This window comes from Actibacterium sp. (assembly GCF_055134745.1).
On sequence record NZ_JBSRVX010000026.1, the window covers coordinates 73,256 to 87,525 of the forward strand.

16 protein-coding genes are annotated in these 14,270 nt (G+C 61.8%); 7 read left to right on the forward strand and 9 right to left on the reverse strand.

The window, feature by feature from the left end; translation table 11 throughout:
* Positions 1 to 101 precede the first annotated feature (101 nt).
* From clpX to ACTCHC_RS06135, 5 genes are all read left to right on the forward strand, one after another.
* Entirely contained in the window at positions 102 to 1,367 is a 1,266-nt protein-coding gene (gene clpX / locus ACTCHC_RS06115) for an ATP-dependent Clp protease ATP-binding subunit ClpX (protein WP_463021592.1), read from the forward strand.
* Between the two features lie 39 nt (positions 1,368 to 1,406).
* A complete protein-coding gene (locus tag ACTCHC_RS06120; RefSeq protein ID WP_463021593.1) occupies positions 1,407 to 1,787 on the forward strand; it encodes a RidA family protein in 381 nt (126 codons plus the stop codon).
* Positions 1,788 to 1,866: 79 nt separating this feature from the next.
* A complete protein-coding gene (locus ACTCHC_RS06125; protein ID WP_463021594.1) occupies positions 1,867 to 2,250 on the forward strand; it encodes an NADH:ubiquinone oxidoreductase subunit NDUFA12 in 384 nt (127 codons plus the stop codon).
* 4 nt (positions 2,251 to 2,254) lie between these two features.
* Positions 2,255 to 2,722, forward strand: a complete 468-nt coding sequence (gene mlaD, locus ACTCHC_RS06130; protein WP_463021595.1) for an outer membrane lipid asymmetry maintenance protein MlaD — start codon at positions 2,255 to 2,257, stop codon at positions 2,720 to 2,722.
* On the forward strand, positions 2,719 to 3,081 hold the full coding sequence (locus ACTCHC_RS06135; protein WP_463021596.1) for a DUF2155 domain-containing protein: 363 nt from the start codon (positions 2,719 to 2,721) through the stop codon (positions 3,079 to 3,081). Before mlaD ends, ACTCHC_RS06135 begins: the two co-directional genes overlap by 4 nt.
* Here ACTCHC_RS06135 and aat read toward each other — a convergent pair.
* Genes aat through accB form a run of 3 tightly spaced genes read right to left on the reverse strand, consistent with a single transcriptional unit; the run spans position 3,045 to position 5,542 of the window.
* Entirely contained in the window at positions 3,045 to 3,686 is a 642-nt protein-coding gene (gene aat, locus ACTCHC_RS06140; RefSeq protein WP_463021597.1) for a leucyl/phenylalanyl-tRNA--protein transferase, read from the reverse strand. The genes ACTCHC_RS06135 and aat overlap by 37 nt on opposite strands.
* Positions 3,687 to 3,707: 21 nt before the next feature.
* Positions 3,708 to 5,057 (reverse strand): acetyl-CoA carboxylase biotin carboxylase subunit, encoded by a 1,350-nt coding sequence (gene accC, locus ACTCHC_RS06145; RefSeq protein WP_463021598.1) that lies wholly within the window; start codon positions 5,055 to 5,057, stop codon positions 3,708 to 3,710.
* Between the two features lie 5 nt (positions 5,058 to 5,062).
* Positions 5,063 to 5,542, reverse strand: coding sequence for an acetyl-CoA carboxylase biotin carboxyl carrier protein (gene accB / locus ACTCHC_RS06150; protein WP_463021599.1), 480 nt, complete (start codon positions 5,540 to 5,542; stop codon positions 5,063 to 5,065).
* A gap of 187 nt (positions 5,543 to 5,729) precedes the next feature.
* Here accB and aptA point away from each other — a divergent pair, with 187 nt between their 5' ends.
* Together aptA and ACTCHC_RS06160 are read left to right on the forward strand one after the other, a co-directional pair.
* The gene (gene aptA, locus ACTCHC_RS06155; RefSeq protein ID WP_463021600.1) at positions 5,730 to 7,058 is read left to right on the forward strand and encodes an omega-aminotransferase AptA; all 1,329 of its coding nucleotides are present in this window, start codon (positions 5,730 to 5,732) and stop codon (positions 7,056 to 7,058) included.
* Between the two features lie 12 nt (positions 7,059 to 7,070).
* Complete coding sequence (locus ACTCHC_RS06160; RefSeq protein WP_463021601.1) at positions 7,071 to 7,310, forward strand: hypothetical protein; 240 nt, start codon at positions 7,071 to 7,073, stop codon at positions 7,308 to 7,310.
* Between the two features lie 96 nt (positions 7,311 to 7,406).
* Here the strand turns inward: ACTCHC_RS06160 and acs are convergent, their stop codons facing one another.
* The 6 genes from acs to ACTCHC_RS06190 form a co-directional block, all read right to left on the reverse strand.
* Positions 7,407 to 9,356, reverse strand: coding sequence for an acetate--CoA ligase (gene acs, locus ACTCHC_RS06165; protein ID WP_463021602.1), 1,950 nt, complete (start codon positions 9,354 to 9,356; stop codon positions 7,407 to 7,409).
* Positions 9,357 to 9,421: 65 nt separating this feature from the next.
* Positions 9,422 to 10,177, reverse strand: a complete 756-nt coding sequence (locus ACTCHC_RS06170) for an ABC transporter ATP-binding protein (RefSeq protein ID WP_463021603.1) — start codon at positions 10,175 to 10,177, stop codon at positions 9,422 to 9,424.
* Positions 10,178 to 10,252: 75 nt separating this feature from the next.
* Positions 10,253 to 11,008 (reverse strand): ABC transporter ATP-binding protein, encoded by a 756-nt coding sequence (locus tag ACTCHC_RS06175; protein WP_463021604.1) that lies wholly within the window; start codon positions 11,006 to 11,008, stop codon positions 10,253 to 10,255.
* Between the two features lie 13 nt (positions 11,009 to 11,021).
* Positions 11,022 to 12,215, reverse strand: coding sequence for a branched-chain amino acid ABC transporter permease (locus tag ACTCHC_RS06180; RefSeq protein ID WP_463021605.1), 1,194 nt, complete (start codon positions 12,213 to 12,215; stop codon positions 11,022 to 11,024).
* A 3-nt stretch (positions 12,216 to 12,218) separates the two neighbouring features.
* On the reverse strand, positions 12,219 to 13,250 hold the full coding sequence (locus tag ACTCHC_RS06185) for a branched-chain amino acid ABC transporter permease (RefSeq protein WP_463021606.1): 1,032 nt from the start codon (positions 13,248 to 13,250) through the stop codon (positions 12,219 to 12,221).
* A gap of 76 nt (positions 13,251 to 13,326) precedes the next feature.
* Positions 13,327 to 14,270, reverse strand: a 944-nt coding sequence (locus tag ACTCHC_RS06190) for an ABC transporter substrate-binding protein (protein WP_463021607.1), incomplete at its 5' end; no start/stop codon positions are given.

A 14,270-nucleotide genomic window follows, 5' to 3' on the forward strand; every position in this document is an offset into this window, starting at 1 on the left:
GGCGTTGTGCCCGGAAATTGTCTGCCCTAGGCTGGGAAAAGCACAACAGAATACCGGGCACCTGCGAACTGGCCGCAGAAACACGAGGCTTGAGAACGAAGATGGCGAACAACTCTGGCAGCGATTCCAAGAATACGCTTTATTGCTCGTTCTGCGGCAAAAGCCAGCACGAGGTGCGCAAGCTGATTGCGGGGCCGACCGTGTTCATCTGCGATGAATGCGTAGAGCTTTGCATGGATATCATCCGCGAGGAAACCAAATCATCGGGTCTGAAAACCGGTGAAGGGGTGCCCAGCCCGCGCGATATCTGTGGTGTGCTTGACGATTATGTGATCGGTCAGTCGCATGCAAAGCGGGTGCTGTCGGTCGCGGTGCACAACCATTACAAGCGTCTTAATCATTCGGCCAAATCGGGCGATATCGAACTGGCCAAATCCAATATTCTGCTGATCGGCCCCACGGGTTGCGGCAAGACCTTGCTGGCGCAGACGCTGGCGCGCATTCTGGATGTGCCCTTTACCATGGCCGACGCCACCACGCTGACCGAAGCAGGTTATGTGGGCGAGGATGTGGAGAACATCATCCTCAAGCTGTTGCAGGCCAGCGAATACAATGTCGAACGCGCGCAACGCGGCATCGTCTATATCGACGAGGTCGACAAGATCACCCGCAAATCCGACAATCCCAGCATCACCCGCGATGTGTCGGGCGAAGGCGTGCAGCAAGCACTGTTGAAGATCATGGAAGGTACGGTTGCATCCGTTCCGCCGCAGGGCGGGCGCAAGCATCCGCAGCAGGAATTCCTGCAGGTCGACACGACCAACATCCTGTTCATCTGCGGCGGTGCCTTTGCCGGGCTGGAAAAGATCATCGCCGCCCGTGGCAAGGGCTCGGCCATCGGTTTCGGTGCCGATGTCAAGGAAAACGACACCCGTGGCGTGGGCGAGATGTTCGGCGAGCTGGAGCCGGAAGATCTGCTGAAATTCGGCCTGATCCCCGAATTCGTCGGCCGCCTGCCGGTGATCGCCACGCTGACCGATCTGGACGAGGATGCGCTGATTACCATCCTGACCCAGCCCAAGAACGCGCTGGTCAAACAGTATCAGCGCCTGTTCGAACTGGAATCGACCAAACTGACCTTTACCGATGACGCGCTGGCCGCCATCGCCAAGCGGGCCATCGCCCGCAAGACGGGTGCGCGCGGGCTGCGGTCGATCATGGAAGACATCCTGCTGAACACCATGTTCGAACTGCCCGGTATGGATGATGTCGAAGAGGTCGTCGTGAACGAAGAGGCCGTGGCGGCAGGGGCCGCGCCCCTGATGATCTATTCCGACCAGAAAAAGGGCGGCGTCAGCGCAGGGTAACCCCGCGCGCTGAGCCCCGTTTCACCCAGAGCAGGTTCCATGACAATCCAACGTATTTCCTCGGGTTCGGCCTATGAGCCGAAGATCGGGTATTGCCGCGCCGTTGTGGCCGGCGGTTTCGTGCACGTGTCGGGCACGGTCGGGTCGGACCCGGCCACCGGGGCGGTGCCGCCGGATGTGGTCGACCAGTGCCGGCTGGCGCTGGCCACGATTGAACGGGCGCTGCAACAGGCCGGTGCCGGTTTGGCCGATGCGGTAAGGGTGCGCTATATCCTGCCCGATGCCGCCGATTTTGAACCCTGCTGGCCGGTTCTGGCGCAGGCCTTCGCGGCTAACCCGCCCGCAGCGACAATGATCGTGGCCGGGCTGATCGACCCCAAATACCGGATCGAGATCGAGCTGACCGCGAAACTGCCCTAGGCGACCTGCCGCCGGGCTTGGCGCTGGACCTTGGCCGCGATCTGGTCCATATCAGGGGCAAGACTTGCCGGAGGGTTTGATGGGTATCGTCAACAGCATATTGCGTCTTTTCACCTGGTGGGATGGGCAGACCATCGGAACCCAGATATTCACCGCGCGCAAAGGCGTTAAGGTGGGGGAAGATGCGCAGGGGAACCGTTTTTATGAAACCCGCGACGGCAAACGCCGCTGGGTGATCTATAACGGCGAGATAGAGGCCAGCCGGATCGACGCCAACTGGCATGGCTGGCTGCATCATACCTTCGACACCCCCCCATCTGAGGCGCCGCTGCCGCACAAACCCTGGGAACAGCCGCATCAGGAAAACCTGACCGGCACGGTTCTGGCCTATGCGCCGCCGGGATCTTTGCGCCGGGCCGCGCCTGTGCCGCGCGCGGATTACGAGGCATGGCGGCCGGAATAGAGCAATGACCGAGAACCGCATAGAAACGCTGGTGGGGGGCGCGGTTCTGGCCGTCGCCATCGGGTTCCTTGTCTATCTGATGAATGTCACCGGCATGGGCACGGGCACCGCCGGCAGCTATGAATTGCGGGCCTCGTTCCGGTCGGTGGACGGCATATCGGTGGGCACCGATGTAAAGCTGGCCGGGGTCAAGGTGGGCACCGTCACATCGCTGCGGCTGAACCCGCAAACCTTCCGTGCCGATGCAACCGTCTCGGTGCTGAACGGATTGGAATTGCCCGAGGATACCGCGATTCTGGTGTCGTCCGAGGGGCTGCTGGGCGGAAATTTCATTGAACTGGTGCCGGGCGGATCGCCGCTGAACCTGGCCAGCGGCGATGAAATTCTTGATACTCAAGGGTCGGTCAGCCTGATTTCCCTGCTGATGAAATTCGTCGCAGCCCCCGCAGCGGGCGAGGAAAGCAACCCGTGAGGCGGGTTCTGGCGCTGTGCCTGCTGGCCGCGGCCCCCGCCAGCGCGCAAGATACGGTGCAGGTATCGCGCGCACAGGGTGCGGTGATCAGGGTGCTGGACCGGGTGTCAGGCGCGCTGAATGATTTGACGCTGGCAGACGGGCAGACCACCAGCGCGGGCCTGCTGGAAATCACGCTGGGGGAATGCCGCTTTCCGGTGGATAACCCCGCCAGTGATGCCTTTGCCTTTTTGACCATTCGCAATGCGGGGCAGGATCTGCCGGTGTTTTCCGGCTGGATGATTGCCTCCAGCCCGGCGCTGAATGCGCTGGACCACCCGCGCTATGATGTCTGGTTGCTGCGCTGTAACAATAGCTGAGCCGAGGGAATATCCGGCGCCGTGAAATCGGCCCTCTGTGCCAGCGCCTGTTTCAGCCGTGCCTGATAGGCCTTCTGGCTGATCTCGATCCCCCCGAGCGATGCCAGATGCGGCGTCAGGAACTGTGTGTCGAAAAGGCTGAACCCCGCCAGACGCAGCCGATCCACCAGATAGGCCAGCGCGATCTTTGAGGCATCGGTCCGGCGCGAGAACATGCTTTCGCCGAAAAACGCCCCCCCCAGCGCCACGCCATAGCTGCCCCCGATCAGATCGGGGCCGTCCCAGACCTCGATACTATGGGCATGGCCCATCCCGTGCAGGCGCAGATACAGGTCGAATATCGTCTGGTTGATCCAGGTTTCCGGCCGGTCAGCGCAACCCTGCAAAACCCCGACAAAATCGGAATCTGTTCGAATCTGGAAATTTTCACGCCTGATCCGCCGCGCCAGAGATCGTGAAATGTGAAAATTATCCAGCGGGATAATGCCCCGCTCTCGCGGTTCGACCCAGAACAGATCCGGGTCGTCGCGCGATTCCGACATCGGGAAGATGCCCGCGGCATAGGCTTGCAGCAAATCGGCGGGGGTCAGGGGCGCATGGGCCATGGCTGTCATCCCCCGCCCGTCTCAGGCGGCCAGATTGCGCTCCAGCCAGCGCTCCAGCCAATGGATGTCATAGCTGCCCGCCTGAATCTCGGGTTCGGCCAGCAGGGCGCTGAACAGCGGAATCGTGGTGTCGACCCCGTCCACGATCAGCTCTCCCAGGGCGCGGGCCAGACGGGCCAGCGCCTCGGGCCGGTCGCGGCCATGCACGATCAGCTTGCCGATCAGGCTGTCGTAATAGGGCGGGATGACATAACCGTCATACAGCGCCGAATCCATCCGCACACCCAGGCCGCCCGGCGCATGAAAGGCCGTGATGCGGCCCGGGCAGGGCGAAAAGTTCGGCAGTTTCTCGGCGTTTATCCGCACCTCGATCGCGTGCCCGTTCAGCACCAGATCATCCTGCGTGAACGACATCGGCAGGCCTTCGGCAACGCGGATCTGTTCGCGCACCAGATCGACGCCAAAGATCGCCTCGGTGACGGGGTGTTCGACCTGCAGGCGGGTATTCATCTCGATAAAGAAGAATTCGCCATTCTCGTACAAAAATTCGATCGTGCCGGCACCGATATAGTTGATGCGCGCCACTGCCTCTGCGCAGACCTTGCCTATCCGGGCGCGGGTTTCGGCATCAATCGCGGGGCCGGGGGCCTCTTCGAATACTTTCTGGTGGCGCCGCTGCAGGGAACAGTCGCGCTCGCCCAGATGCACGGCATTGCCCTTGCCATCGCCAAAGACCTGAACTTCGATATGGCGGGGCTTTTCCAGGTATTTCTCGATATAGACCTCGTCATTGCCAAAGGCGCCCTTGGCCTCGGCGCGGGCGGTCTGAAAGGCCCGTGTCATCTCGGCGGCGGTGCGGGCCACCTTCATGCCGCGCCCGCCACCGCCTGCCGTGGCCTTGATGATGACCGGATAGCCGATCTGTTCGGCCACCTTTTCGGCGGTCGCCAGATCGGGCACGCCGCCATCTGACCCCGGCACACAGGGCACGCCCAGGGCCTTCATGGTATCCTTGGCGGTGATCTTGTCGCCCATGATCCGGATATGGTCCGACGTGGGGCCGATAAAGGTGATGTCGTGATCTTCCAGCACCTGCACGAAATTGGCGTTTTCCGACAGAAATCCGTATCCCGGATGGATCGCATCCGCACCCGAGATTTCGCAGGCCGATACGATGGCCGGGATCGACAGATAGCTTTGCGCCCCCGGCGGCGGGCCGATACAGACGCTTTCATCGGCCATGCGCACATGCATCGCGTCGCTGTCGGCGGTCGAATGAACCGCAACCGACCGGATGCCCATTTCGCGGCAGGCACGGATCACCCGCAGCGCAATCTCGCCCCGGTTCGCAATCAGGATTTTCTGAAACATGGGACTTATCCGATGACCAGCAGCGGTGCGCCGTATTCGACGGGCGCACCGTCTTCGACCAGAATGCGCCTGACCGTGCCCGATTGCGGCGCGGGGATGTGGTTCATGGTCTTCATCGCCTCGATGATCATCACCGTCTGGCCTTCGGACACCTGATCGCCGACCGAAACGAAGGGCTTGGCGCCGGGTTCGGGCTGCAGATAGACCGTGCCGACCATGGGCGATGTGACCGCGCCGGGCAACTGGCTGGGGTCTTCGCTGACCGCAGCGGCGGCTGCCGCCGGTGCCGCGGCAGGGGCGGCTGCCATGGGGGCGGGCGCCGCGACCGATGCCACCATCTGGACCGTGCGCGAGACACGCACATCCAGGCTGTCATTGTCGCCATATTCGCGTTTGACCTGCAATTCGGTCAGTTCGTTTTCGCGCAGCAATTCTGCCAGGGCCTGAATGAAAGCCACATCCGCGTCGTGGGAATGTTTTGTCATGCCGTCCTCGATCGGTTTTCGCCCCGTTTGGGAACGGGTGTTTGCCTGTTATCGTCTGGTTATACGCGAGCCGCCGCCCAGTGAAAAGCGCCAGTTGCCGTTTTCAGACGGGGCGGGCGGGCTGTCTTGACTGCGCAGAGTGCTCTGCTAGCGTGCGAACAAGATCATCCTGCAACAGGGGCCCGATATGGCAAGCGACGGCAAAGACGCACCCAATGACCTGTCGGCCTTCTGGATGCCCTTCACGGCCAATCGACAGTTCAAGCAAGCCCCGCGAATGCTAGTTTCGGCCGATGGCATGTATTACCAGTCCGCCGACGGACGCCAGGTGATGGACGGCACGGCGGGGCTGTGGTGCTGCAATGCGGGCCACAATCGCCCCGCGATCGTTCAGGCGATCCGCGACCAGGTCGGGCAGCTTGACTATGCGCCCGCCTTTCAGATGGGCCACCCCAAGGCGTTTCAACTGGCCAGCGTGCTGCGCGACATGGCGCCCGCCGGGATGGAGCATGTCTTCTTCACCAATTCGGGCTCCGAGGCGGTGGAAACCGCGCTGAAGATCGCCATTGCATATCACCGGGCGCGGGGCGAGGGCGCGCGCACAAGGCTGATCGGGCGCGAACGCGGCTATCACGGGGTGAATTTCGGCGGCATCTCGGTGGGCGGGATTGTCACCAACCGCAAGGTGTTCGGATCGCTGCTGACCGGGGTCGATCACCTGCCGCACACACATCTGCCCCAGCACAATGCCTTTACCAGGGGTCAGCCTGAACATGGCGCGCATCTGGCCGATGATCTGGAACGCATCGTGGCGCTGCATGGGGCCGAAACCATCGCCGCCGTGATCGTCGAGCCGATGGCGGGCTCGACCGGTGTCTTGCTGCCGCCCAAGGGCTATCTGGAACGGCTGCGGCATATCTGCACCAAGCATGGTATCCTGCTGATCTTCGATGAGGTCATTACAGGCTTTGGCCGGTTGGGGTCGGCCTTTGCCGCCGATCATTTCGGCGTGCAGCCCGATATGATGTGCCTGGCCAAGGGCCTGACCAATGGCGTGGTGCCGATGGGGGCGGTGCTGGCGACGGGGGCCATTCACGATGCTTTCATGCAGGGGCCCGAACACCTGATCGAGCTGTTCCACGGCTATACCTATTCGGGCAACCCGCTGGCCAGTGCGGCCGGTCTGGCCACGCTGGCCACCTATCGAAACGAGGGGTTGTTTGCCCGCGCGGCCGAACTGGCCCCCTATTGGCAAGAGGCGCTGCATTCCCTGCGCGGGTTGCCGCATGTGATCGACATTCGCAACATGGGCCTGGTCGGGGCGATCGAACTGGAGCCGATCGCGGGCGCGCCGGCACGCCGGGGCTTTGCGGCCTTTGTGAAGGCCTTCGAGGCAGGCATCCTGATCCGCACCACCGGCGATATCATCGCATTGTCGCCGCCATTGATCATAGAAAAGCCGCATATTGACAGTCTTATCGGTAGCTTGGCAGACGTTCTTGAACGGCTGGACTAAGGAGAAAAACCGATGAAACCCCAGATCCTGGCCCTTGTGGCGCTGGGCCTGCTGGCCGCATGCGGCCCGGCAGAGCCGCCCTTGCCCTATATCTCGGAAAAGGCCCGCGCGGCCTTGCCCCCCGGCACAGACCTGCGCACCGTGCATCGGCGCGAAAACGGCTGTTACTATATCCAGACCAGGGATGAGCTGAGCGGCTATCTGCGCAATGTCACCGATCACAGCGGCGCTATGGTCTGCGACGATATCTGATGCGCCAAGGGAAGAATTTTCACGAAAATTCTTCCCGTGAAAAATCTTCGTGAAGATTTTTCCGCGGCGCGCCAGACTGGGTGGCGCGGCCGGGTTTCAGCCCTTGTTCATCCGGTTGCCGATCAGATCATCCACCACAGCCGGATCGGCCAGCGTGGATGTATCGCCCAGCGTCGCATAATCGTTTTCAGCGATCTTGCGCAGGATGCGGCGCATGATCTTGCCTGACCGCGTTTTCGGCAGGCCCGGCGCCCACTGGATCAGGTCGGGCTTGGCGATCGGGCCGATTTCGGTGCGCACCCAGTTTTCCAGCTCTTTGCGTAACGCTTCGGACGGGGAAACCCCGTTCATCAATGTGACATAGGCATAGATGCCCTGACCCTTGATGTTATGCGGGTATCCGACCACGGCGGCCTCGGCCACCTTGGGATGGGCGACCAGCGCGCTTTCGACCTCGGCCGTGCCCATGCGATGGCCAGATACGTTGATCACGTCATCGACGCGGCCGGTGATCCAGTAATATCCATCCGCATCGCGCCGGCAGCCGTCACCCGAAAAGTAATAGCCCTTGAAATCACCGAAATAGGTTTTCTCGAACCGGTCATGATCGCCCCAGATGGTGCGCATCTGACCCGGCCAGCTATCCTTCAGGCACAGCACACCCTCGGCGGCGGTGGTGGTGATTTCGGCCCCGGTCTGGGGGTCAAGGATGACGGGCTGCACCCCAAAGAAGGGCGTGGTCGCGCTGCCGGGTTTGGTGGGGGTGGCGCCGGGCAGGGGGGTCAGAAGATGGCCGCCGGTTTCGGTCTGCCACCAGGTGTCGACGATGGGACATCTGCCCTTGCCGACATTGTCATTATACCAGTTCCAGGCCTCGGGGTTGATCGGCTCACCTACCGTGCCCAGCAGTTTCAGTGATGACAGGTCGTATTTCGCCACCGGTTCGGTGCCATGGGCCATCAGGGCGCGAATGGCGGTGGGGGCGGTATAGAACTGGTTCACCTTGTGCTTTTCGCAGACGGCCCAGAACCGCCCGGCATCGGGCCATGTCGGCACGCCTTCGAACATGAGGGTGGTCGCGCCATTGGCCAGCGGCCCATAGACGATATAGCTGTGGCCGGTGACCCAGCCCACATCGGCGCTGCACCAGAACACATCGCCGTCATGGTAATCGAAGGTCAACTGTTGCGTCATCGCGGCATAGGCCAGATAACCGCCGCTGGTATGCACCACGCCCTTGGGCTGGCCGGTGGACCCCGATGTGTAAAGAATGAACAGCGGGTCTTCGGCGCCTATCTCGGCGGGCGCGCTGTGATCGTCGGCCTCAAGCGCCAGTTCGTTATAATCGAAGTCGCGCCCGGCGATCCATGTCGTCTGGCCGCCGGTGCGTTTGACGACCAGGCATTTCACGCTGTCCTTGCAATGCAGAAGGGCCGCATCGGTGTTGGATTTCAGCGCCGTCTTGCGCCCGCCGCGCGGGGCTTCGTCGGCGGTGATGACAACCTTGGCGTCGCAGCCATTGACCCGCGCAGCCAGCGCGTCGGGCGAGAACCCGGCAAAGACCACCGAGTGAATGGCGCCGATCCGCGCGCAGGCCAGCATGGCATAGGCGGCCTCGGGGATCATCGGCAGATAGATCACCACGCGGTCGCCCCGGCGCACGCCCAGATCTTCCAGGATATTGGCCATCTTGCAGACCGATCGGTGCAACTGGGCATAGGTGATATGCAGCGCGGCATCCTTGGGATCATCCGGTTCCCAGATGATCGCCGTCTGGTCGGCGCGGGTGGGCAGGTGGCGATCGACGCAATTGGCCGCGACGTTCAGCGTGCCATCCTCGAACCAGCGGATCGACACATTGCCGGGGGCAAAGCTGGTATTCTTGACGCGGGTAAAGGGTTTGATCCAGTCCAGCCGCTTGCCCTGTTGCCCCCAGAACGCATCGGGGTCGGCAACCGATGCGGCATACATGGACTTGTATGTCGCGGCATCAATATGGGCGGTTGCGGTAAATGCGGCACTGGGCGGATAGATTTTATCGGCCATGGAAGTCTCCCCCGGGTATTGTCGTCATTGGGCGTAACCTGCCCGCAGGCGCGGGCAGGGGCAAGTCAGATTGCCAGATATTCCGCGCGCAGGGTTTCGTTTTCCAGAACTTCGGCGGCGGTTCCGTCGAAAACCACCGATCCGGTATCCAGAATCACCGCGCGATCGGCCAGCGCGAGCGCGCGCAGGGCGTTCTGCTCGACGATCACTGTGGTGATCCCTTGCTGCTTGATGATGTTCAGGGTTTTTTCGATCTCGTCCACGATCACCGGGGCCAGCCCTTCATAGGGTTCGTCCAGCAGCAGCACCTTGATGTCGCGCGCCAGCGCGCGGGCGATGGCCAGCATCTGCTGTTCGCCGCCCGACAGGGTCACGCCCTCTTGCTTGCGGCGCTCGCCCAGGCGGGGGAACAGCTCATACAGCCGCTCGATCGACCAGCCGACGGGCGGGGCGATCTGGGCCAGTTGCAGATTTTCCTCGACGGTCAGGCCGGGGATGATGCGCCGGTCTTCAGGCACCAGCGCAATTCCTGCGGCGGCAGCCTGATGGGCGCGCATGCTGTGCAGCGGCTTGTGATCCAGCCAGATTTCGCCATGGGTCACGGCCGGGCTGCCGAGCCGTGCAATGGCACGCAGGGTGGATGTCTTGCCCGCGCCATTGCGCCCCAGCAGCGCCAGAATCTCGCCCTCGTGCACGTTAAAGCTGACGCCCTGCACGATATAGCTTTCGCCGTAATAGGCGTGCAGATCCCAGACCGACAGAAAGGCGGGGGCGGTGGCGGCGTGATTGGCATTGGCGGAAAAGTCGGGTTTGGTGTTCATGGCGGTCACTCCTTTCAATTCTTCGACGAAGAACTGATGCGATTTTTCGCAGGAAAATCGGGGCTGCGGTTCATGTCAGGCGGCCTCGCCCAGATAGGCTTCGCGCACCTTGGGGTGGCCGCGAATCTTCTCGGGCGTGTCTTCCACCAGCGGCGTGCCCTGGGCCAGCACCGTGATGCGGTCGGCCAGCGAAAACACCACATGCATGTCATGTTCGATGATCGCCATGGTGATGTCGCGCTTTTGCTTGATCTCTTTCAGCAGCTCGATCGTGTTGTTGGTATCGGCCCGCGCCATGCCGGCGGTCGGTTCATCCAGCAGCAAAAGGCGCGGCTCCTGCACCAGGCACATCGCCATTTCCAGCCGCCGCTTGTCGCCGCGTGACAATGAGGCCGAATGCATGTGCCGCTTGTCGGCCATGTTCACATCCTCAAGCATGGCCATGGCCTTTTCCATCATCGCGCGCTCGGCGCTGACGGTTTCGAACGCATGCATGCGAAACGCGCCGTCGCGCCGGGCAAAGCAGGGGATCAGCACATTTTCAAGCACACTCAGATCGCTGAAGATCTCGGGCGTCTGGAACACCCGCGAAATGCCCATCTGGTTGATCTCGTGCGGCTGACGGCCCAGCACCGATTGCCCGTCGAACATCACGCTGCCGCTGTCGGGCATCAGCTTGCCCACCAGGCAGTTCAGCAGGGTTGATTTGCCCGCGCCGTTCGGCCCGATGATCGCATGAACCGAATTTTCGGCGACAGACAGGTTCACGTTGCCCAGCGCCTGCAACCCGCCGAAGCGCTTGTTCACGCCTTTGACTTCCAGGATTCCCATGATCTGGCCCTTTCTATTCTGCCGCACGCGGTGCGGCTTTGGTGTCGGCGGTGGGTTTGCGGCGGCGCAGCAATCGCCCGATACGTTGCCCGCCCTCCATCAGCCCGCCGGGCAGGAAGATCACGATGGCCATGAACATCAGGCCCAGCGTCAGGTTCCAGCCCTTGCCGACAAAGGGATGCAACACGCCAACCAGCAGGTTTTCCAGCCCGTCGGGCAGTGCGGCAAACCAGCTGTGCAGCACGGCGTCGTTGATTTTCGAAAAGATGTTTTCGAAATACTTGATGAAACCGGCCCCCAGCACCGGCCCCAGCAATGTGCCGGCCCCGCCCAGGATCGTCATCAGGACGACCTCGCCGCTCGCGGTCCACTGCATCCGGTCGGCACCGGCCAGCGGGTCCATGCTGGCCAGCAGCCCGCCCGCCAGGCCTGCATACATGCCCGAAATCACAAAGGCGGCCAGCGTATAGGGGCGCGGGTTCAGCCCGGTATATTTCATGCGGGTCTGGTTGGTCTTCACCGCCCGCAGCATCATCCCGAACGGCGACCGGAAGATGCGGATCGCCAGATAGAAGGCAAGGATCAGCAGCGCCGCGCACAGGTAATACCCGGCGTTGAACTGGAACGACCATGCACCCAGCGCCAGTTCATAGGTTGATCGCATTTCCAGCCCGAACAGGCTGGTGACGGGCAGCGACCCACTGGACGCGCCATCCAGGATGCGCGGATCGCTCAGCGACAGTTGCAGCCCGGTTTCGCCGTTGGTGATCGGTGTCAGCACCGAATAGGCCAGGTTGAACGACATCTGCGCGAAGGCCAGCGTCAGGATCGAGAAATAGATGCCCGATCGGCGCAGTGACACAAAGCCGATCAGCGCCGAAAACAGCCCCGCCACGATCACCGACAGGATGATGGCCGGGATGACATTCATCGACAAAAGCTTGAACATCCACACCGCCGAATAACTGCCCACCCCCAGAAAGGCGGCATGACCAAAAGACAGATAGCCGGTCAGCCCGAACAGGATGTTGAACCCGATGGCGAAGATGCCGAAGATCACGAACCGCTGCATCAGGTCGGGATAGCCCGCGTTGAACTGCGCCATGGCGCTGCCCTGTGGAAAGGGGTTCAAGATGAAGGGTGCGGCGATGGCCAGCAGGGCCACGATGACCAGCATGGTCAGATCTTTGCGTTCCAGTCCCAGCATGTCTTATTCCTCCATCACGCCTTTGCGCCCCATCAACCCGCGTGGTCGGGTCAGCAGGATGACGATTGCCACCAGATAGATGATGATCTGGTCGATGCCGGGCAGCAGCGACTTGATCGCGTTCATCGACGCGAAACTTTCCAGAACGCCCAGCAGGAACCCCGCCAGCACCGCACCCGGCAGGCTGCCCATGCCGCCCACGACGACCACGACGAAGGACAGCACCAGAAAATCCATGCCCATGTGGTAATTGGGCGAATTGATCGGCGTATACATCACGCCCGCCACCCCGGCGACAGCGGCGGCAATGCCGAACATGATGGTGAACCGCTTGTCGATATTGATCCCAAGCAGGCCCACGGTTTCACGGTCGGCCATGCCGGCGCGCACCACCATGCCGAACGTTGTGAACTGCAGGAAGGCAAAGACCGCGCCGATCACGATGGCGGCAAAGCAGAAATAGACCATGCGCCAATAGGGATAGATCACATTGCCGGCCTTGATGCCGACCAGCGCGCCAAAATCGAACGATCCGCGGAATACATCGGGGGCAGGGGTCGGAATGGGATTGGCGCCAAAGAAATATTTCACGACCTCTTGCAGCACGATGGCCAGGCCGAAGGTTACCAGAATCTGGTCGGCATGGGGCCGCTTGTAGAAATGCTTGATCAGCCCGCGCTCCATCAGGAAGCCGATACCGATCATCACGGGAATGGCGAACAGAATGGCCAGCGGCACCGACCAGTCGATGATCGCCGCTCCGAATTCCGTGCCGAACCAGTGTTCCAGATAGGTTGTCTTGACCTTCAGCGGCTGGCCGAGGAAGTTCAGCTTGACCGGGTCGATGGTTTCAAAGGACAGCGTCAGGATACGCTGCAGCGTGACGGCGCAAAATGCGCCCAGCATGAACAGCGCGCCATGCGCAAAGTTGACCACGCCCAGCGTGCCGAAGATCAGCGTCAGTCCCAGCGCGATCAGCGCATAGGCCGACCCCTTGTCCAGCCCGTTCAGGATTTGCAGCAGGATCGCGTCCATCGGTCGTTACCCCCGAAAATTGAAATGATGCAAAAATGGCCGGCCATGTCCCCAGAACACGGCCGGCCGGCGGGCGTCAGGCACCGGGGTTGCAGGTGCCCAGTGATCCGCCCGCGAACATCGGATGATCCGGCGCATATTCCACCTGGGCGCGGGGCGTGATTTCCACCACTTCCAGGGCGTCATATTCGTTGGCCGGATTTTCCTTGCCCTTCATGACCAGCACATCCTTGAAGCACTGGTGATCTTCTGCGCGATACAGGGTTGGCCCGTTGCCAAGCCCGTCGAACTCGAAACCTTCCAGGGCCTCGACCACGGCGCAGGGGTTGAACGACCCGGCCCGCGCGACGGCATCCGCATAAAGCAGCGTCTGCGCATAGCATGTCTGCGCGGCATTCGACGGCGGAAAGCCGTATTTCGTGCCAAAGGACTGAACGAACGCCTTGGTGCCGGCATCCTGCAAGGTCCAGGACCAGTTGGTCGATCCGAACACACCCTGAATGTTGTTGCCTGCGCCTTTCGCCATCAGCTCTGAATACAGCGGCACGACGATCTCGAACTGTTTGCCGTTCACCATCTTGTCGCGCAGGCCGAACTGCACGGCCTGGGTCAGCGAGTTGACCATGTTCCCGCCGTAATGGTTCAGAACCAGAACATCCGCGCCCGAATTCAGAACCGGCGCGATATAGGACGAGAAATCGGTAGAGGCCAGCGGCGTCAGGACGTTGTTCACCGTGGTCCAGCCGACCGCCTCGGTCGCGGCCTGGATCGATTCCTGCTGCGTCCAGCCCCAGGTGTAATCGGCCGTCAGGTGATAGGCGCGCCGATCCTTGCCGTAAGCCTTTTCCAGCACCGGTGCCAGGGCAGCGCCCGACATATAGGCGTTGAAGAAATGGCGGAAGCCATTGGCCTTCTTGTCCTTGCCGGTGGTATCGTTGGAATGGGTCAGCCCGGCCATGAAGATGATCCCGGCTTCCTGGCACAGGCCCTGCACGGCCACGGCCACGCCGGAACTGGAAC

Coding starts and splice junctions, on each gene's coding strand:
- clpX (WP_463021592.1), top strand. CDS start 102: ATGGCGAACAACTCTGGCAGCGATTCCAAGAATACGCTTTATTGCTCG.
- ACTCHC_RS06120 (WP_463021593.1), top strand. CDS start 1,407: ATGACAATCCAACGTATTTCCTCGGGTTCGGCCTATGAGCCGAAGATC.
- ACTCHC_RS06125 (WP_463021594.1), top strand. CDS start 1,867: ATGGGTATCGTCAACAGCATATTGCGTCTTTTCACCTGGTGGGATGGG.
- mlaD (WP_463021595.1), top strand. CDS start 2,255: ATGACCGAGAACCGCATAGAAACGCTGGTGGGGGGCGCGGTTCTGGCC.
- aat (WP_463021597.1), bottom strand. CDS start 3,686: ATGGCCCATGCGCCCCTGACCCCCGCCGATTTGCTGCAAGCCTATGCC.
- accC (WP_463021598.1), bottom strand. CDS start 5,057: ATGTTTCAGAAAATCCTGATTGCGAACCGGGGCGAGATTGCGCTGCGG.
- accB (WP_463021599.1), bottom strand. CDS start 5,542: ATGACAAAACATTCCCACGACGCGGATGTGGCTTTCATTCAGGCCCTG.
- aptA (WP_463021600.1), top strand. CDS start 5,730: ATGGCAAGCGACGGCAAAGACGCACCCAATGACCTGTCGGCCTTCTGG.
- ACTCHC_RS06160 (WP_463021601.1), top strand. CDS start 7,071: ATGAAACCCCAGATCCTGGCCCTTGTGGCGCTGGGCCTGCTGGCCGCA.
- acs (WP_463021602.1), bottom strand. CDS start 9,356: ATGGCCGATAAAATCTATCCGCCCAGTGCCGCATTTACCGCAACCGCC.
- ACTCHC_RS06170 (WP_463021603.1), bottom strand. CDS start 10,177: ATGAACACCAAACCCGACTTTTCCGCCAATGCCAATCACGCCGCCACC.
- ACTCHC_RS06175 (WP_463021604.1), bottom strand. CDS start 11,008: ATGGGAATCCTGGAAGTCAAAGGCGTGAACAAGCGCTTCGGCGGGTTG.
- ACTCHC_RS06180 (WP_463021605.1), bottom strand. CDS start 12,215: ATGCTGGGACTGGAACGCAAAGATCTGACCATGCTGGTCATCGTGGCC.
- ACTCHC_RS06185 (WP_463021606.1), bottom strand. CDS start 13,250: ATGGACGCGATCCTGCTGCAAATCCTGAACGGGCTGGACAAGGGGTCG.